Here is a 19549-nt window from a genome sequence, read left to right as displayed (position 1 = left end):
AAAAGAAGCCTCCCAAATGGGAAGGCTTCTTTTTTTGAATTAAAACCGAATCTCATCATCTCCGTGGATTTGCAGCTGGAGCGGTTCACTTTTCACCTGATGTTTTTTCACATAGCGGTGATAGACAACATATCCAATGATCATGAGCGGTACGCCGACATACAGCCCAATCCGCTGCTCCGCATCAAAGGCAAGACTGATTAGCACAATCGAGTTCAGCGTGATCGCAATAATCGGCAGTGCCGGATAAAGAGGGGTTTTAAATTTTAGGTTTTCCAGCTTTCCGCCTGCTTTCAAATATCTTCTGCGGAAAAGCAGCTGTGATAATGTAATCGTAATCCAGCCTGTTTGGGCACTCATGCCCGCAATTGACACGATCCAAGCAAAAACGGTTTTCTCTGCAAAGAATCCTGATAATAACGAAATACCTGTAAACAGGAAAGTGAGCAGTAAGGCATTCATCGGGATGCCCCGCTGATTGACTCGTCTAAACGCCCTCCCTGCCATTCCTTCCTTCGACAAAGAGTACAGCATTCTCGTAGAGGCATATAGGCCAGAGTTCGCCACAGATAATAAAGCAATGATAATGACAAAGTTCATGATATCTGCCGCATAAGGAATGCCCGTTCTCTCAAACACAGTGACAAATGGGCTTTGCAGCACACTCGCTTCTTTCCAAGGCACCATACCCGCTAAGACAAAAATAGATAAAACGAAAAAGACAAGGGTGCGCCAAACCGTCTGATGAATAGAGCGAGGTACGGTTTTCTCCGGATTTTCACTTTCTCCTGCCGCAATCCCGATCAGCTCCGTCCCTTGAAACGAAAAATTCACCGTGATCATCGTGACGACAACGGCCAGCAAGCCATTCGGAAACAGACCGTCACTCACAAAATGACTAAAGTAAGGAGCTGGTTCCCCGCTCGTCGTTTGAATAAAACCAAACATCGCCGCTCCGCCTACGCCAATAAATAGTAAGATGGCAACAATCTTAATGGTTGAAAAGAAAAACTCCGACTCCCCGAACGCTTTCGCTGACCTGGCATTTAATAAGAACAAACACAGCCCAAATATGAGACACCAAATCCACACATCCACTTGTGGAAGCCAGCGTCTCATCAGCTGCCCTGCTGATAAAAATTCCAGCGCCACAGTGGCTGCCCAGCCAAGCCAATAAATCCAGCCAACAGCAAATCCTGCTGCAGGACTCACAAATTTCGTCGCATACGTATGAAACGACCCCGACACAGGAAGCGCGACTGAGAGCTCTCCAAGACACAGCATGGTTAAATACATAATCAATCCGCCCACAATATAGGAAAGAACAGCTCCAACTGGCCCTGCTTGCCCAATCGTATAGCCTGTTCCAAGGAAAAAGCCTGTCCCAATGACACCGCCAAGAGAAATCATAAATAAATGGCGGGAGGTCATCGCCCTTTTCAATTGTTCGGGCTGATTTTGTCCAACATCCACAATGATGCCCTCCTTCTTCTAAGATGTTCTGTTATCAAAACATGTCTCCATGTAATTATTCCATTTTCAAAACAACCTACTAATTATACATCTTTTATAATAAATATGCTTCCTTCTATCGTCACTGTTACAAAGTCTTTATTTTAGTAATGTTCGCACAACTATACGGTGATTCTGATCATTTGATAGGATGCCTTATATCCAAAAGAATTGCACGAAAAAACCAGCATGCAAACTTACATGACACACTGGTTTCATTTCCCTCTATTCGAGTCTCATTTCAAACAGTCATGAGTCATTTTTCTTTTGTAGACACTCTTTGATAAAACCATCGATTTCTTGAAAGCAGCGATTTTTAGATTCAGCGTGAAAAGTCGTAGAATCTGGATTGGCGAACCCATGCTGCCCCTTTACTATTTTCACGCAAAGCTTTTCCTTTTTCTCCAAAACATTCGCAACCTCCCGTGGGTTAAAAGATGCTTCAACTTCCGAGAAAAATAACAACGTATTGCAGGCAGGCTTCATATCGAGAAAATCTCTTATCCTTGAACCATAAAATCCAATGACTCCGGTAAACAACTGATCATATTGGCTGCATTGCCAAGCAATTGTTGCCCCCACACTAAAACCTATCAGACATATGTCTCTCTGCATTTTTCGTTTTTACCTCTTTTGCCACATTCAATACGATCTTTACCGATTCATCAAAACCAACTTTATTCATAAAGTAGTCATATGCCTCATTCTCACTGGCATAAGGGAAGTGTTTAGCCTGTCCTAATAAATGAGGACAATAAACCTCAAAACCAGCTTTGTCAAAATGATCGATCATACTCTTCATATGATCATTTATTCCGTATATTTCGTGTACTAAAATCATGACAGGTTTTTGTTTCGATGTATGCAAATGATCACACTTCCCTTTTATTCCGTTTGTTCACTGGAGGATCTTGTACTTTAGAAAGTCATTTAAGTCGACTAATCAACACCCACATAAACTTCTTTCGATGTGAAAATCATAGCATATTTTACCATTAAGTAGTCTATCTCACATTCTCATCAATCGAACTCTCTTCATCATCGTTTGAGAATGCGTTTGGTTTTATCCACCTTTTGTTTTGGGTATAGTTCTATCGTTTATCCGTTCAACCAGTTCAAGGCATAAAGTTGGTGAGATTCGCTCAAGCTAGTTTCAAATGCTTTACTTTTAGGTTGCTTCTCTGTAAGATCATATGTTGTAAATACCAACAAGAAAAGTGGGGAATAAAATGAAAAAAATGTTCTTTGCCATTATTTTAGGCGCTTGTGTTGCATTGATCACAGCATGTGGATCAGCTGCAAATGACAGCGCAAATAAACAATCTGGGTCTAAGGAATCAGGTGACCTTTGGAAATCCATTCAGGATAAAGGCGTATTAACCATCGGTACAGAAGGTACATATGCTCCTTTCACCTTCCATGACAAAAAAACAGATAAATTAACTGGCTATGATGTCGAGGTCATCACAGAAGTCGCAAAACGTCTTGACTTAAAACCAGAATTCAAAGAAACACAATGGGACAGCATGTTTGCTGGTCTGAATTCTAAACGTTTTGATGTGGTAGCGAACCAAGTTGGTAAAACTGGACGTGAAAATCAATATGATTTCTCTGATAAATACACAACGTCTCAAGCCATTGTTGTGACAAAATCAGATAACAATGACATCAAGAAACTTTCTGATGTGAAAGGCAAAAAAGCAGCGCAATCATTAACAAGTAACTATAACAAATTAGCTACAGATGCTGGCGCTAAAATTGAAGGGGTTGAAGGTCTTGCACAATCCATTCAATTGATTCAGCAAGGGCGTGCTGATTTGACGTTCAATGATAAATTAGCTGTCTTGAATTACTTGAAAACAAGCGGTAACAAAAACCTAAAAGTTGCATTTGAAACAGGAGATCCACAAGAAACGTATTTTGCCTTCAGAAAAGGCAGCGGCGAAGTCGTTGACAAAGTGAATGGCGCATTAAAAGAAATGAAAAAAGACGGTACACTTGCTAAGATTTCTAAGAAATGGTTTGGTGAAGATGTTACAAAGTAATACCCTAGGAGTCGTCATTCCTTGGGATCTTCTTCAGCAATCTTTTTGGCCAATGGTGATGCAGGGGATTTATTATACAATCCCCCTTGCCATCATTGCCTTCATTATTGGTCTTTTTATCGCGCTTGTGACAGCTCTTGCTAGAATGTCTAAAATCAAAGCCCTCAGATGGATTTTCTCCATCTATGTGTCGGCCGTTCGCGGAACGCCGCTTTTTGTGCAATTGTTTATTATTTTCTATTTCTTTCCGACATTTAATATCACACTAGATCCATATCCAAGTGCCATTATTGCTTTTTCATTAAACGTAGGTGCGTATGCGTCAGAGATTATCCGTGCATCCGTCCTGTCTGTTCCTAAAGGACAATGGGAAGCTGGTTATTCGATTGGGATGACCCATCGCAAAACGCTCGTCCGCGTGATTTTACCGCAGGCAGTGCGTGTATCGATTCCGCCGCTGTCTAATTCATTCATTAGTTTGGTGAAAGATACATCGCTTGCCTCCCAAATCCTTGTGGCAGAGATGTTCCGTAAATCACAGGAAATTGCTGCGGCGAACTTGGATCAAATATTATTTATTTATATGGAAGCAGCCCTGATCTATTGGGTATTCTGCTTCATTCTATCGCTCGTTCAACACCAAATTGAAAAACGACTTGATCGATATGTCGCAAGGTAAGGAGGGAACGACATGCTAACAGTCAAAGGCTTAAACAAATCCTTTGGTGAAAATGAGATTTTAAAGTCGATTGATTTTACGATCAACAAAGGGCAGGTTGTGGCGATTCTTGGTCCATCAGGTTCAGGAAAAACAACGATGCTTCGCTGTTTAAATGCACTTGAAATTCCAAATGCCGGCTCCTTTACCTTCGATGATTTCTCGATTGATTTTTCTAAAAAAAATAAACAAGCTGATTTGCTCAAGCTTCGCCGGAAGTCAGGCATGGTGTTTCAAGATTATCATCTGTTCCCACATCGCACTGTTCTTGAGAATGTGATGGAAGGTCCAGTCCAAGTCCAGCGCCGTCCGAAAGAAGCGGTGCGAAAAGAAGCGATTCAGCTTCTGCAAAAGGTAGGACTTGAGGATAAAAAAGATTTGTATCCCTTCCAGCTGTCAGGCGGTCAAAAGCAGCGTGTCGGCATTGCCCGTGCACTTGCCATTCAGCCAGAGCTTATGCTTTTTGATGAACCAACCTCTGCGCTTGATCCTGAGCTTGTCGGGGAAGTCTTAAAGGTCATGAAGGATTTAGCGAAAGAAGGCTGGACGATGGCGGTTGTCACACATGAAATCAAGTTTGCCCAAGAAGTGGCGGACGAAGTGATTTTTATTGATGGCGGCGTCATCGTCGAACAAGGTCCTCCGGAAGAAATCTTCAAACGACCAAAGGAAGAACGAACAAAACAATTCTTAAACCGGATTTTGAATCCAGTGTGATCAAAAAGGCTGTTCTCATCATGTGAGAACAGCCTTTTTTTACCTCTTTCAAAGTAAGCGATTACATTAAGCAAAGCCATTTAAAGGGGCGTGCGAGTATGTTACGATTGAAATCGAGTGTTTAAGAAAGAAGGGAAAGCTTTTGAAGCGGGAACATCTTTTACGTTGGTTTTTTTATTTTGTTGGATTAATTGTACTTGCTTTTGGACTATCGCTGACAGTGAAGGGAAAGATCCTTGGCATTGGTCCGTGGGACGCTTTTCATTATGGACTGTTTCAGCATTTTGGTTTAACCATTGGACAATGGTCGATCATTATTGGTGCACTGATTGTGACACTGACATCTGTTTTCACGAAATCTTTTCCAAAGATCGGCGCCCTGCTCAATATGGTGCTGATCGGCGTGTTTATTGATTTCTTTAATGCAGTATTACCTGCACCACATGGGTATTTACCTGCTTTATATGTGTTTATTACGGGCGTGATTGTGTCTGGGTATGGCGTTGGCATTTATGTCTCAGCCAACCTTGGCGCTGGGCCAAGGGATTCATTAATGTTGCTCATCTCAGCAAAAACGGGGCTGAACGTGCAGTGGGTTCGAAATGGTATTGAGTTAACCGTGCTCCTATTTGCATGGATGCTCGGCGGCCCGATTGGCATTGGAACGATTCTGACGGCCATCTTTACCGGACTCGTCCTTCGCTTTTCATTGCCACAATCGACACGGCTCTTGCAACTGCTCATTACAAAAACAGCGGAGAAACCTGTTCAGACCCTTACCCGATAAGAACAAGCCATTCTACTAAATGAATGGCTTGTTTTGTGCTAAACTAAATAGACGCAATATTCTTAAAACAGGAGATGATCCTCTGATGCAGCTTTTCCATTATCATTACTGGACACCATTTGTTGAGGAGACAGAGAAGGCGTACACCTCATTAGGCTTTGAAGTAAAGGGGCGTTTCGCAAAGGAAGGTTCCTTTCCCCCTCCGCAGACATGGGATGATTTTAGAGAGAAGAAGCCCTCTTTCCGAATCATTGAGATGAGAAAGGGACAGATCAATATCACATTTGGTTATAGTAAAAAAGTCCTTTTTGATCACATCGGCTTTCTAGTGACTGATGATGAATATGATCAGCTGCTGGTACAAGCGCAAAAGAGAAACTGGGCAATCCAGACCGGGGAGCGAAGAACGTTTCTTTCTACACCGATGCGCTTAAGGCTTGAATTGCAGCGGCGGACAGATGTGATTGAAACTGGTGAAGAAGCAATTGCCGAGATGACGATCGCAGTACCTGATTTGACTCATACACCTACGGTCGATCAGTTGCTGGACGGTTTGACACAACCTATTCATTGGAAAAAGGGAGAACGTCTCTCTTTACTTGAAGTGAAGATGATAGATTCTCATGGGATGAATACGACCGATCCAAACGGTGTTCACGTCCTCACACAAGGATAAAAAGCAGCGAGATACGCTGCCTTTTTTATGATTGTTTACGGATTGGAATCCAAATCAATGTCACATGATCTGGAGAATTTATCTCTCCATCTAAAGGGTACGTTTCCATCTCCATTCCCCCAGCATGCTCATATCCTGAGGCAGGAAACCATTCTGTGAAAATACGTGTCCATGTTGAATGCACAGCGATTTCGACAGGCCCCTTTGCCTGAAATACAGCCCACGTACTGGCCGGAATCTGCTCGACTGTCATGGTCGAATCTGGTTCTTCCTCACCTTGCTCAATCCCAATGATATAGTCAAATGTTTCAAGCGTTTCATCAAAATGTGCACATACACCGATATATCCGAGTTCTCCAGCTACATGAGCCAGTGAATCCGTCCATCCTTCTTGATTGACACGCTTCCAAAAGGCGGGAATATCCTGTTTGTTTTGGCTATTCTTTGTTGTTGTCTTTAGTCTTCTGCCCATGATTGAAAATGAATCCTTTTCCACAATTCGATAATGCATCGGTTCGACTCCTTTTATTTGAAGTTCGAAGGAGAGACGGGGGTATGCTTTCACTGTATACTCGCCTGTTTTCACTGCTGCCGGTGTATATCCATGATGCCGCTTGAAGGCTTTCGCAAACGACTCTGGGGTTTCATAGCCATACTTCACCGCCGCATCAATGACTTTCACTTGCTTGGTCATGAATTCTTCTGCCGCAAGGGTTAATCGTCTTTTGCGAATATATTCTGCTACTGCAATTCCCGTCAGCATATGGAATAGCCGCTGATAATGAAATTTAGACATACAGGCGGCCTCTGCCACTTCTTCGATCTGCAAAGGCTGATCCAGCCTCTCTTCCATATAATTGATACTATCCATGATCAAGTGAATCATTTTTCCCTCTCCTTCCTTTTCCACTATATCGAGAACCGCCCGCACCTTCCTGTCATTTTGTGCTTTCATTGAACAGGATGTCTGTTTCTCTTTTGCATGTGTTCATCCAATGGTACAATAAATGTAAAAAATCGAGGTCCGTTATGAAGATTTTCGCTATTCAATTACAACCTTTAGATGATAAAAATGCACGAAAACAAATAGAACAGCTGAAGCCTTTTGTGTCACTTGAAAAACGCGCCGCCGCTGAGCGCTTTCGTTTTTTGATCGATGCAAGAAGAACGCTTTTAGGTGAGGTACTGATTCGTCACATCATTCATGAGATGTACGCACTGCCTATGGAACAGATCATTTTTGAAACAGAAGGGAAGGGAAAGCCTGTTGTCCGGCAAATTCCTTCTTTTCATTTTAATCTTTCTCACTCTGGTGATTGGGTCGTGGGCGCAGTAGATGATGCGCCTGTTGGCATTGATATTGAAGAGATTAAACCGATTGATTTAGCCATTGCCAAACGATTTTTTTCAGCTGACGAATATCAAGATTTACTCTCACAACCGGCAGAACAGCAGGAAGCCTATTTCTTTCATTTATGGTCCATGAAGGAGGCTTTTATTAAGCTGACAGGGAAGGGAATATCCTATGGTCTTTCATCCTTTACCGCTCGCTTGTCAGAGGATGGACAGGCTACTTTGAGATTACCTGATCACGAAGCCCCTTGCGTTGTCCAAACATATTCGCTTGATCCTGCCTACCAAATGGCGGTTTGTACAAGAAAACCCGCTGCGGCTGAGCATGTCGAGATACTCACTTGTGAGAACATGCTGTCTCGCCTTAATAACGTGTGATTTGTTGAAGTGATGACTTGAGCAAATCGATGCCTCGTGCGATTTCCTCTTCTTTTACATGCCAAATGTTCAGTTGAAGTATAGGCTCCTTTTGATAAGTAGAAATGAAATGGCGGTCGATCGGCTGAACCATCACAGAAGCCTTTTTTAGCTGCTGAATGAGCTGATTCATCGGAATGGACCGGTCGACACGAACGTGGGTATGGGTAGCTGGCTCCTCTTCTCCCAGCTCATAAGCGCCTTGATCATTTTTCAAACAGGCCACAAGTTGTTTGGATCGAGCTCTATAGGTCGCCTGCATCCTTTCTCTATGACGCTCAAACATCCCGCTTTTCAAATAAATTTCTAAAGCAGCTTGCGAGAGCATCGAGCTGTCGATATCAATCAGCCGTTTATGTTCACTAAAGGGGCCAATCAGCTCGTTTGGTAAGACGACAGCACCTGTTCTAAGCCCCGGAAAAATGATTTTTGAGAAGCTTTTTAAATAAATGACCTTCCCCGCCCGATCATATGAATAGATCGGGTCTCTTTTTGTATCGAATTCTAAATCAGCCAAATAATCGTCTTCAACGATGTAGACATCATATGCTTCGGCAAGGGCTGCAATCGCTATTTTTTCTTGTTTCGACAGACTCGTTCCAAGCGGGTTTTGAAATCTTGGCATCGTATAGAAAAAGCGAATATCCTCCTCCCGGAAGATACGCTCCAATTCCTGAAGATCGAGTCCTTTTTTCGTCCGCTGAATCCCCCGGACAGGCAGCTGGTTTTTCTCTAAGTATTGGAGGAATAGGTGATAGCCTGGCTGTTCGACCAATATGGTCTGTTTTCCATTTGGAAACGGGATGGTGCTTAAAATCGATAAAGCCAGCTGAATACCAGAAGTCATGACGATCTGTTCTGGAGAGGCAAACACTTGATAATCCGTTAAACGCTTTGAAATGATTGGCAGTAAAGATGGTAATCCATTGGTGGTGCCATAGATAAATAAATCATTTTGATACAGATCAATCGCTTGATTGATGCAGTGCTGAAAATCGACATACGGAAACACAATGGGATCAGGCGCAGAGGAAGCAAAATCAATCCATGTGCTGCCCTTCTTAACAGCTGACTGATTGGTTTTTACGACAAAATAGCCACTTCTTTCTACAGAGTACAGCAAGTGTTCACGCTCTAATGTATCTAGTGCTTTTATGACAGTGCTTTTGCTCACAGCATATTGAGCCGCTAAGTGACGAATGGATGGGATTTTCATTCCAGCATTGTATTCACCGCTCTCGATTTTGTTTTTTATATTCAACACAAGGTGATCATATTTCCTCACAGCACTACCCTCCTTGTACCGGTACAGATATCAATAACTCTTATTGTACACTTTACTTGATCCGTTTACGATAAAAAGACAGAACCGGTCAATTCAACTGAAGCATGCATGCTCGTGTAAGGAGAAATCTGATGGATATGTCAAAACAAAAAGCGTATGCTGCTTCGATCGCATACGCCTGTATAATTGGTTTTTCATTCTTGTTTGTCAAAGTGGCTTTAGCATCAGCGAATCCAATTGATGTATTGGCACACCGATTTACTGTTTCTTTTGCAGCGGCTCTTTTGTTATTTCCATTTTTACGAAAAAAGTACCGTTTTTCCATTCAATGGCGTGATCTCATTTACATTGTGCCATTTTCCTTGCTTTATCCTGTGTTGTTTTTTGCATTTCAAGTGTGGGGGCTGATGTTTACCTCTTCATCAGAGGCCGGCATTATTCAGGCGACCATCCCTATTTTGACAATGGTGCTTGCAGCATGGTGTTTAAAGGAACGTCCTACCTCGATTCAGGTGCTGTTTACCATTCTTTCTGTGTCCGGGGTGATGCTCCTCTTTGTGGTGAAGGGAATTGATGTGAAACATTCTCATCTCATTGGTTATGTGCTGATCTTACTTTCAGCCTTATCATCCAGTGCCTATAGCGTATTTGCCAGAGTGATGACACGGCGATTCCATGTCATTGAACTGACTTTCGTGATGACATTCTTTGGATTTGTCTTCTTTAATGCTGCTGCTCTCATTCGGCACTCGGTACATGCTACACTACCGCAGTTTTTCAGTCCGTTTACGCAGCCATCCTTTGTATGGTCTATGCTGTTTTTAGGCATTCTCTCATCACTGCTCACAGCGTATTTATCAAACTATGCTCTTTCCCACCTTGAAGCAGCAAAGGTGAGTATCTTTAACAATCTTTCTGCTTTCATTACCATTGCCGCTGGCGTGCTTATTTTACATGAAACGATTGATATGGTTCACCTCATCGGAGCTGTGCTCGTCATTGGCGGAGTGATTGGCGGGAATGTGGTGAGGAAGGGGAATTCATAAAGAAAACGGCCCTCGTTTGACAGGGCCGTTGTTTTCTTTTATTGGTTGATGAATTGCCTTTTTGTTGTCTGCTCAATGACATGCCTCATATGTTCTGCGAACCGCTCGAGGTGTGTGTTGATATACATGTGGCCTCCTTCGAAATCAGTGCGTTCGATGGCGTTTGCCCATGTTAGCCAGCCGGCTGCGTCTTCCATGCATTTTTTATCTTGCTTTCCGTTCAATAAATAAACGGGTGATTTAATGATCGTTTTGTCTGTGTGCTGGAAGGATTCTAATGCTTGATAGTCGGCACGTAAGGATGGTGTAAAGTAATCCATCATTGGCTTGTTCTCTAACAATTCTTTTGGAATCCCGCCCATTTCAGCGATATGCTGAACAAATGCTTCATTCGATAAATGGGTCAATATTTGTCTTTTTGTTTGCGGTGGCTGAATGGCAGAAATGACAACCGCTGCCGGATCGATGCCTTCCCTTTCTAGCAACTGAGTCAGCCTGTACACCACAAGTCCGCCCATGGAATGTCCGAACAAAATAAATGGACGGTTTAATTTGCCTGTCAGTCCTTCTTTATACAATTCAGCCAGCCGGTCAATGCTTGTTTCAAGCGGCATGAGGTTCGTTCCATGACCCGGAGGCTCTGCTGCTGTCACTTCGGCCGTGTCCTTCAGCTGTTCAAAGAGCGGACGGTAAGAGGCGGAATATCCGCCAGCAAAAGGAAAACAAATAAGCTGAATGAGATCTGATTTTTTTTCAAAGGTTTTAAATAATTGGTTCATACGTCCTTACCCCTTTACGATCGTTTCAAGAATCTGCGCAAGTTGATCTGCCTGCGGTCTTTTCATCATGGTCACATGGTCGCCTTTTATTTGATAATACGAGCACGTTTCTCTCGTGTAAGCTTCCCAATCGGCAAATTTCTTCTGGAAATCTGTGGCGTGATCGCTGCTTTGTATAATATAAAACGGCACAGAGAATGGGTCTTTTTCTAATTCAATGGCTTGTGACATGATGGTATTATGAGTCTGCATTTGCAAGTATTTATCTAAATAGTGATCATTCATAAATTGATGAACGACTTCATCCTTTTCTGCTTCTTTGAGGATTTTCTGCTTCACTTCTTGGAAGCTGAGCCCTTGTAATGCTTCTGGTTTGATGCCGACGAGGTTCCCCATACCTAGGACGAGGGCGAGCATTTTCACTTCTTCTTCGTTCATATCGGCATGAAGCGCTTGATCTGCCTCATCTCTTAATACCGGAACCGTATCTAAAATGATCAATCCTTTTGGCGCTTTTCCTGCATGACAGAGTCTCTGATTCATTCCGTAAGCAAGATGTCCGCCCATAGAATGCCCTGCCAAATAATCAATGCCTGGTCGATAGAATGTCTCAATGGCTTCAATAAAAATGGTGACAAGCTCTGTATAATGAAGGAATTGTGGTTCTTCATCCTCATATAAGCCTGGAGACTGCAAGGCGTAAACAGCTCCTTCATGTGTCATGAGCTTTGCCACATCGATATACCCCATCACCGTTCCACCAGCAGGCGGTGCAAAGAAAATTCTCGGTTCAGCCGGATCCCCTTTTTTCAACTCGATTACATAGTCTTTCGGCGCTCTTTCGACAGGCTCGCCTGTTTCAGGCACTGTGTCCAAATATGCCGCTAACTGTGCTGGCGCTGGGTGCATAAAAATCCATTTCGGATCAACACGGACACCTTTTTCTTTTAATTTGGCAACGGCTTGAATACTCATAATGGAATCTCCACCTAAATCAAAGAATGAATCATGAATTCCTACTCGTTTGACACCAAGCACTTCACTGAAAGCTGTCACAATCAGCTGCTGTGTTTCTGTTGCCGGTTGATCGTCTTCATGTGAGGATGAGACTGCGTCTGTCGGCTCCGGCAATGCTTTTTGATCGACCTTCCCATTTGTTGTGACAGGAATTGCGTCAAGTACGATAAAGTAACTTGGAATCATATAGCCTGGCAGGCTTTCCTGTAAAAATGCTTTCCATCCGGGAACAGGCTCTCCCCCATCTGTGACAAGGTAGGCTGCCAGCCGTTTTGAGCTGCCGTACGTTTTAGCAATGACGGTACATTCTTTTACTTGTGGATGTTTGAGCAGGGCTGTCTCAATTTCTCCACATTCAATTCGGTAGCCTCTAATTTTGACCAAGTTGTCTTTTCGGCCAAGGTATTCAATACTGCCATCAGACCGCCATTTCCCTAGGTCACCGGAACGATACAGTTTGTCCCCTTTTAATGCCGGGAATGGATTGTCAATAAACCGCTCCTCCGTGCGCTCTGGGTCATGCAGATATCCTTTTGCCAGCCCTGTTCCGCCGATATAGATTTCTCCTTTGACGCCTGTTGGTACTGGATTGAGATGATCATCTAGTATGACAACCGTTGAGTTGGCGACTGGCACACCGATTGGCACTGATCTTGCATCCTCCGGTACGTGTGTGACTTGATAAGTGGTCGCTAATGTTGTGTTTTCTGTTGGACCGTAAGCATTGATCAGCACACCCTTCATATGTGGCAATGCCTTTCGTGCATGCTCACTAGACATGGCTTCTCCGCCAACAAGTAATGTACGGTATCCAGCTACACTTTTTGGATCATGTTCAATCAGCCGGTTGAATAATGCAGTTGGCAAACAGTTGGCTGTGACTTGATGCGTTTTGATTAACCGAGTTAATTCGTCCATATTCAGAGCAGCATATTTCGGGATCAGAACCAGCTGACCGCCACTTAGCAGCATTCCCCATAATTCAAAGGTAAAGGCATCAAATGCATAGTTAGACAGCTGAAGCATTTTATCTTCTGAACCAAGCTCAATATAGTTTGTTTCTTTCACTAAGCGGATCACCCCTGCATGAGGAAGCATCACGCCTTTTGGTGTGCCTGTTGAGCCTGAAGTGTAGTTCACATAGGCAAGCTGGTCTTCTCCTACAATCGATTTTTCCCTTTGATACACTGCGCCTGTTTCTGGTAACGGCTTGTCCATTTCAATCTTTGTGCCGCTCAGATCGTCTAAACGATTGATCAGATGCGACTGGGTTAAAATGATATCGCTTTGTGTATCGCGAACGATCAGACCGATGCGGGCATCTGGATACTCAGGTGACATCGGTACATAAGCAGCACCCGACTTGACGATCCCTAGAACTGAGACCATCATGTCAAACGAACGATCAAACAGCATCGGGACAAGTGAACCGGGTCCAACGCCCTTTGACTGTAAATAGGCAGCCAGTTTTGTCGCCTTCTCGTCTAAATCTTGATACGTCATATGCTCTTCCATATAAGATACAGCAATCCGGTGCGGATCACGCTGCACTTGTTCTTCAAATAGTTCTTGCAGCGTACGCTTTGGATAAGGCGTGTCAGTTTGATTTTTTCCTATGATCATGGCATTCTGTTCTGTTTTGTCCATGACGCAAAAGTCAGCGAATGTCCGTTCAGGCTGAGCCGTCATGCCATCTAACAGATTGAGATAATAATTCATCATACGGTGGATCGTTTCTTGCTCAAATAAATCCGTATTATATTCCACATGGATAGACAGCTTGTCCTCCTGCTCAAATACATGCAAGGTGAGATCAAATTTAGAGACGGTATGATGGACCATCACTTGTTCCGATGTCAGTCCTTTTAGGTTGATATCCAGCGAATCAGTGACATACCCCATGGCGACTTGGAAGATCGGTGAACGACTTAGGTCTCTATCCATTGAAAGGTCATCCACAAGCTTGTCGAATGGATAATGCTGATGCTCAAAGGCTTTTAACGTCATTTCTTTCACCTTTGCCAGTAAATCGGCAAAGGTATTGGCTTTTGAAACGTCCTGTCTCAGCGCCAATGTATTGACAAACATGCCGACGAGCTTCTCTGATTGTTCGACATCACGGCCAGCGATCGGCGATCCAACAATGACATCTGTTTGTCCAGACAACTTGTGAAGCAGGACATAATAGGCTGACAACATCGTCATAAATAGTGTTGTCCCCTGCTGCCTCGACAAGGCATGTAAACGCCGAACAAGCGGTTCATCTATCACGATTTGCTCTGTAGCCCCATTAAATGTTTGAACCGGCGGACGAGGACGGTCAAACGGGAGCTCTAATACCGGCAACTCTCCTTGTAACGTTTCTAGCCAATAGCTCTGAGCCTCATGGTGGTTCTTTAATTGCTCATTCTCCCAATGAACATAATCAGTCCATTCAATCTCAAGTGCAGGTAGCTCAGGCATTTTCTCTGATAATAGCGCACCATACACGACTTCTAATTCTTGAATAAGCAGGCTGAGCGACCATGCATCGGAAATGATATGATGCTGCGCACAAAGCAAGTAATATTCCTCTTTCCCCATATCAACAATTGTCCATTGTGCAAGCGGACCCCGTTCTAAGTCATAGATGCGGTTCGCCTCTTGCTGAATCAGCTGTTCCAATCTTCTCGCTCTTGTTTTTTCATTAAATAATGAGAAATTCGCAACGGTTACTGATGGCGGAAGGTCTTCACGGATGACTTGAACCGGCTTGCCGCCAATGGTTTGAAATGTTGCGCGAAGTGCTTCATGACGTTTTGTTAAGAGACCGATCGCCTTTGTTAACGTTTGGATGTGTACTTGGCCCATCAGCTTCCAAGCACCTAATATATTGTAATGATGGCTCTTTTCTAATGTAGATAAGAACCAAATCCGCTTTTGAGCGTGTGACAGCTCATAGCTTGTTCGTTTTTCTAGCTTTGGAATACTGGCTTTCTGAATGGCTGGTGCTCCATTGATGTCATCGACCATTTGTGCCAAGTGTGCCAGATTCTTGCTTTCAAACAATATTTTTAGCGGTGCCTTTATTGAAAACTCATGATTAATACGAGAAATCGTTTGAGTGGCCTTTAATGAATGTCCACCAAGATCAAAGAATTGATCCTCTTTGTACACACGATCGACTTCTAAAATATCCTCCCATATGGCCGCAAGCACCTGCTCTGTCTTCGTTTCTGGCAATTGCTTTTCAAACGGCTGTGCGTGTTTGTGATGGAACTGTTTGAGGGCTTCGTGATCAATAGAGCCATCTTGTTTTTTCGGTATATCTTCCACTTGCCTGATGTCCCATTTCCCCTCTATGATGTCTGTGATCTTGTCAGCATCCACTTCTTTGCCTGATTGCACCGTATAGTACAGTTTCTTTTCAAAAAGCGGCATTGGTGCTGGTTGAAGATGTTCAGCGATTTCTTGATTCGCCCCATCTAGGCCGATAAATAGATGCGCTTCATTCAGCCGAACACCTAGACATAATGAATGGAGCCCTTGTTTTTTTCCAATCAATTGAAAGCCCTTGCGAACGGTTAGCGCAGCCCCAGTATGTCCCTTAGACAAACCAAGATTATCCCACATACTGAAATTCAACGAAATCGCTCTTCTTCCCTCATGATAGGTAAGGGCATGTGCGAGTCCATCTAAAAAGCTGTTTGCCGCAGAATATGCACCAAATGTGGTACCACCAAAAAAGCCATTCACTGATCCAAAAAAGACGAGTGGCACTGACGGATCATGCTTGAAAGCTTCCTGCAGCACCCAAGCACCGTCTGCCTTCCCTGAAAGTTCTTTGACGAAATCTTCTTCTGTTGTATGAGCCAGTGTGTACGTATCCACATGCTGAAAGTGCTCAGATACATTGCCAGCACCGGCTAAATGAAGCGCTCCTCGGATCGACTGTCCGAAATGCTTTTCTGCTTCATAAATCGCCTGCTCGACGTCACATAAATTCGTCACATCGGCTTGTACATAAAGGACGTCTCCCAGACCTTTAAGCTGTGAGAATGACGCCTCTTTTTCTCTGTCTTCTTCAAGGGATGTCCGTCCAATTAACACGAGCTTCAAGCCAAATTGGAGCATTTGCTTAGACAGTTCAAATCCAATACCGCCAAGCCCGCCAGTCAGCAAGTACAAGCCTTCATATTCTAAAAACCCTTCTGTCTGAGGTGCCGTCATCATATTCACTTTTTCCAGCTTTGGTACGAGGCGCTGGCCATGCCGGTAAGACACTTCTGCTTTCAAATGAATCGCACCTAGTTCGTCCGCAATATGCTTGGCATCCTGTTCCACATTCTCCGCTTCAATATCAAGGTGAGACACTTCTGCCCCTTCCCATTCTTGCGGGATGGTTTTTAATAATCCGGCAAGAGACGTTTTCTCCACATGAAGCTCATCTTGCGGTTTCACCAATTGACCACCTTTTGTGACAACAACGAGACGCATCGGCTCTTTATTTTCTTGTCTCAATGCTTGATACAAATACAAAATGGATTGGCTGGTGCTTGCATTCAGTTCTTTGAACTGCGCAGGGCTCGCAATCATCTCCTTGTCTGACACATTCCACAAGTGAAGCATACGGTCAATTTTTAATTCATCGGCTTCAAGCGCCGCCACAAGCCTGACGTAATCCCCCTTGATTCGAGGGTTCATCTGATACATCCCTTTTGACAGGCGTAAAAATTCATGACCCTTTTTCACAGAAACATAAGATAGGTTCATTTGTTCAAATTGGGCATAAAGCGATGGATAAAGCCCTTTTTCATCCTCAAATACGAGTACATGATCAGTGGATACCGGCTGAGATGGACCGATATTCTCTTTTACCCAAATACGTTTAAAGAACCAATCTGGGAGGGTTTGTTCATTTTCCGAAGCAAGATCAAGTGCACGTTCAATGTCATGAAACACCCCAGCTTTCAGTGCCGCACCTAGTTGAGCACGTTGGATTTTTCCGCTTTCTGTTTTCGGAAATTGGTCTTTTTTCACCGGAATGATGTGGTCAGGTTCGATTCCCATTTTGCGAATGATGCTCTCTCTAATCTGCTGAATCATTGTGATTTGATCCTCTATCGAATCCTTCTGCGTGACAAAAAAGACGGCGAGTGTGTCATTACTTGATTCGGGATTGTAAATGCCGTACGCAGCGGCAAAGGTGACTTCAACCCCCTCAACCTCTTCCACAACGGCTTCAATTTCGTAATTCAAATAGTTCGCTCCGTTGATGACGATGATATCCTTTTCCCGTCCTGTGAGGACTAGGCGCCCTTCATGAATAAATCCTAAATCTCCTGTATGAAACCAGCCGTTTTCCGCAAATACTTCTTCATTCGCTTCCTCATTTTGATAGTAGCCCATCATAATCGTTGGACTCTTCACCTGCAAGCGGCCGACTTGATCTTCTGGCAGCACATGGTGATGCTCGTCTACAATCCGAATCCATACAGAAGGGATGGGTGCACCAACTTCTGTAAAGGTCATCTTGTGCGGATGATCGTGCGCCACATATTGAATCTCACTTGTTAATGAGGTCTGATCAATGGTCAGTTGTCCACCCTGATCATCATGACGCATGAATTCTTTTGACTGGACAATGGCTGATGATGTTTCTGACATGCCATAAGCCGGCACCATCGCATGGCGGCTTAATCCGTGCTCACCCATGATGTGCATGAAACGCTGCGTCACTTTTGGAACAACTGCTTCGGCGGCGTTCATGATATAGGTCAAGGTGGAGAGATCCCAGCTCCCTTTGCGAATGTCGTCTTCATATTCATTCATCATCGCAAAGGCAAAGTTTGGCGCCCACGTCCTTGTGACACCGTATCTTTCTACCCAATCCAGCCACACCATCGGCCGTTCGATAAATTGATCAATGGATGGACTAATTTGCTGGCAGCCGAGGTACACATCATGTACATGAAACATGACAATGCCCCCTACATGATCAAGCGGCATCCAGTTCATTGATACATCCTCATGCGTGAAACCATTTGCCTGCTCAAAGGAAATGATTCTAGATAAAATGCTTTGATGGTTGTGCCGGATACACTTTGGCACACCCGTACTTCCTGAGGACAGCAACTGAAGCACAGGCTCATCCGGCTCTGGCTCATAATGCTGTTCATCTGGATCACAGGCAAGTAATGTTTCGATTGTTAAAATCGGAATCGCTTTTGATTCAAATGTTTCACGCAGTCCTGCAATGTCCTCAGCACTCGCTTCGTTTGTAATAATGAATGGCTCATTTTGCAGCTGAAACACGCCCTTGAGCTTGTTCACTCCTTGATTCATTTCATCATACACAGGCGGTACAGAGACTGGGGTTGGAATGATTCCACCGAGAATACAGCCCCAGAATACCGTGATAAAATCTTGATGGTCCTTCAATTGAAGCAGCACTTGATCGCCGTTTGAAAGTCCGGCTGCCCTTAATCCAGATAGGACACGTTCCGCTCCTGTGAGTAATTCCGGGTAAGTCTGGATCACCTCATGACCGCCTTCTTTGAGATACGTGACTCCGCGATTTGGTGACATAAAGGCGGCTCGGATCAGTACCTCTGTCAATGTGACTGGTGTACCTGGCTTTCTGATCACATCACCTCCATAAACAAGAGCTGGTGGTTTTTCTTGTGCGGAGGATTGTATGGTTTGGCTGACTTCATCTTTTGAAAACGATTCGTTTCCATTTGTACGCTGTCTATCTGGGAAGAGGTCATCTAAATGATAGGGTGTTTGTTTTTCTGTCTGACTCTCTATCAAAACGGCTGCTTCCTCTACTCCATCTATGGCTTTCGTGCGCTCTTCTATCTTTCTTCGTTCCTCTTCATCTAGTACATCAATGGCAAGCAGCGCCTCGGTATCGACCGCTCCACTTTCTTTTCGCGGCAAGGAAGGGACGAGGACGAGTGTGGCTGGCACTTCATCAGGATGAAGCGGGCCTTTCATCAAATCCTCTCTTGTCAGCGAAGGGTCCTTCGCTTGTGCAAAAAGCACAAGCGATAGGCCTCCTTCTTGATTTTTCTTCGGGATGAGCGCACATTCCTTTAGTGGAAAGTGAAGCATGAAGACTTTCTCTAATGCTTTGAGATCGATTCGTTTTCCATTGATCCTGACAATATGATTTGCTGCATTTCCTTTTCGTCTACTAACTAGCATTCTTCTTCT

Annotated in this window: 14 protein-coding genes; 7 read left to right on the top strand and 7 right to left on the bottom strand. The window is 43.9% G+C overall.

Annotated elements, in window-relative coordinates; genetic code table 11:
* Positions 1 to 39: 39 nt before the first annotated feature.
* The 3 genes from FBF75_RS15935 to FBF75_RS19950 form a co-directional block, all read right to left on the bottom strand.
* Entirely contained in the window at positions 40 to 1473 is a 1434-nt protein-coding gene (locus FBF75_RS15935) for an amino acid permease (RefSeq protein ID WP_039166248.1), read from the bottom strand.
* Positions 1474 to 1761: 288 nt separating this feature from the next.
* Positions 1762 to 2094, bottom strand: a complete 333-nt coding sequence (locus FBF75_RS19955; RefSeq protein ID WP_276606736.1) for a dienelactone hydrolase family protein — start codon at positions 2092 to 2094, stop codon at positions 1762 to 1764.
* A gap of 1 nt (position 2095) precedes the next feature.
* Complete coding sequence (locus tag FBF75_RS19950; RefSeq protein ID WP_276606735.1) at positions 2096 to 2380, bottom strand: dienelactone hydrolase family protein; 285 nt, start codon at positions 2378 to 2380, stop codon at positions 2096 to 2098.
* 361 nt (positions 2381 to 2741) lie between these two features.
* On the opposite strand from FBF75_RS19950, the gene tcyA reads away from it, so the two are divergent.
* From tcyA to FBF75_RS15905, 5 genes are all read left to right on the top strand, one after another.
* Positions 2742 to 3557: a cystine ABC transporter substrate-binding lipoprotein TcyA gene (tcyA, locus tag FBF75_RS15925; protein WP_007498178.1), complete on the top strand. Its 816-nt coding sequence runs from the start codon at positions 2742 to 2744 to the stop codon at positions 3555 to 3557.
* Positions 3544 to 4236, top strand: a complete 693-nt coding sequence (locus FBF75_RS15920) for an amino acid ABC transporter permease (RefSeq protein WP_017366604.1) — start codon at positions 3544 to 3546, stop codon at positions 4234 to 4236. The genes tcyA and FBF75_RS15920 overlap by 14 nt, the downstream gene beginning before the upstream one ends.
* A gap of 12 nt (positions 4237 to 4248) precedes the next feature.
* On the top strand, positions 4249 to 4992 hold the full coding sequence (locus FBF75_RS15915) for an amino acid ABC transporter ATP-binding protein (RefSeq protein WP_007498183.1): 744 nt from the start codon (positions 4249 to 4251) through the stop codon (positions 4990 to 4992).
* 142 nt (positions 4993 to 5134) lie between these two features.
* Positions 5135 to 5779: a YczE/YyaS/YitT family protein gene (locus FBF75_RS15910; RefSeq protein WP_007498187.1), complete on the top strand. Its 645-nt coding sequence runs from the start codon at positions 5135 to 5137 to the stop codon at positions 5777 to 5779.
* Between the two features lie 85 nt (positions 5780 to 5864).
* Complete coding sequence (locus tag FBF75_RS15905) at positions 5865 to 6455, top strand: hypothetical protein (RefSeq protein WP_017358533.1); 591 nt, start codon at positions 5865 to 5867, stop codon at positions 6453 to 6455.
* 25 nt (positions 6456 to 6480) lie between these two features.
* Here FBF75_RS15905 and FBF75_RS15900 read toward each other — a convergent pair whose 3' ends face one another.
* Positions 6481 to 7341, bottom strand: coding sequence for an effector binding domain-containing protein (locus tag FBF75_RS15900; protein WP_025206735.1), 861 nt, complete (start codon positions 7339 to 7341; stop codon positions 6481 to 6483).
* Between the two features lie 143 nt (positions 7342 to 7484).
* Between FBF75_RS15900 and FBF75_RS15895 the strand changes: the two genes are divergently transcribed.
* Positions 7485 to 8186, top strand: coding sequence for a 4'-phosphopantetheinyl transferase family protein (locus FBF75_RS15895; RefSeq protein WP_136944918.1), 702 nt, complete (start codon positions 7485 to 7487; stop codon positions 8184 to 8186).
* Here the strand turns inward: FBF75_RS15895 and FBF75_RS15890 are convergent.
* Positions 8173 to 9510, bottom strand: a complete 1338-nt coding sequence (locus FBF75_RS15890; RefSeq protein WP_136944917.1) for an aminotransferase-like domain-containing protein — start codon at positions 9508 to 9510, stop codon at positions 8173 to 8175. The two genes, FBF75_RS15895 and FBF75_RS15890, sit on opposite strands and share 14 nt — an antisense overlap.
* A 131-nt stretch (positions 9511 to 9641) precedes the next feature.
* On the opposite strand from FBF75_RS15890, the gene FBF75_RS15885 reads away from it, so the two are divergent.
* Complete coding sequence (locus FBF75_RS15885) at positions 9642 to 10556, top strand: DMT family transporter (RefSeq protein ID WP_008347299.1); 915 nt, start codon at positions 9642 to 9644, stop codon at positions 10554 to 10556.
* A gap of 38 nt (positions 10557 to 10594) precedes the next feature.
* On the opposite strand, the gene FBF75_RS15880 is transcribed toward FBF75_RS15885, so the two are convergent.
* Both FBF75_RS15880 and FBF75_RS15875 read right to left on the bottom strand, forming a co-directional pair.
* Positions 10595 to 11335 carry a thioesterase II family protein gene (locus FBF75_RS15880; RefSeq protein WP_025206732.1) on the bottom strand — a complete coding sequence of 247 codons (741 nt, stop codon included), beginning with the start codon at positions 11333 to 11335 and terminating at the stop codon, positions 10595 to 10597.
* 6 nt (positions 11336 to 11341) lie between these two features.
* The gene (locus FBF75_RS15875) at positions 11342 to 19540 is read right to left on the bottom strand and encodes a non-ribosomal peptide synthetase (protein ID WP_136944916.1); all 8199 of its coding nucleotides are present in this window, start codon (positions 19538 to 19540) and stop codon (positions 11342 to 11344) included.
* Between the last annotated feature and the right edge of the window lie 9 nt (positions 19541 to 19549).

It is taken from the genome of Bacillus sp. S2(2019) (assembly GCF_005144805.1).
Classification (GTDB): Bacteria; Bacillota; Bacilli; order Bacillales; family Bacillaceae; genus Bacillus; species Bacillus altitudinis.
Note: the sequence above shows the minus strand (reverse complement) of the source record. Positions and strands in the feature narration are given on the sequence as shown.

Coding starts and splice junctions, on each gene's coding strand:
- tcyA (WP_007498178.1), top strand. CDS start 2,742: ATGAAAAAAATGTTCTTTGCCATTATTTTAGGCGCTTGTGTTGCATTG.
- FBF75_RS15920 (WP_017366604.1), top strand. CDS start 3,544: ATGTTACAAAGTAATACCCTAGGAGTCGTCATTCCTTGGGATCTTCTT.
- FBF75_RS15915 (WP_007498183.1), top strand. CDS start 4,249: ATGCTAACAGTCAAAGGCTTAAACAAATCCTTTGGTGAAAATGAGATT.
- FBF75_RS15905 (WP_017358533.1), top strand. CDS start 5,865: ATGCAGCTTTTCCATTATCATTACTGGACACCATTTGTTGAGGAGACA.
- FBF75_RS15900 (WP_025206735.1), bottom strand. CDS start 7,341: ATGATTCACTTGATCATGGATAGTATCAATTATATGGAAGAGAGGCTG.
- FBF75_RS15895 (WP_136944918.1), top strand. CDS start 7,485: ATGAAGATTTTCGCTATTCAATTACAACCTTTAGATGATAAAAATGCA.
- FBF75_RS15885 (WP_008347299.1), top strand. CDS start 9,642: ATGGATATGTCAAAACAAAAAGCGTATGCTGCTTCGATCGCATACGCC.
- FBF75_RS15880 (WP_025206732.1), bottom strand. CDS start 11,335: ATGAACCAATTATTTAAAACCTTTGAAAAAAAATCAGATCTCATTCAG.
- FBF75_RS15875 (WP_136944916.1), bottom strand. CDS start 19,540: ATGCTAGTTAGTAGACGAAAAGGAAATGCAGCAAATCATATTGTCAGG.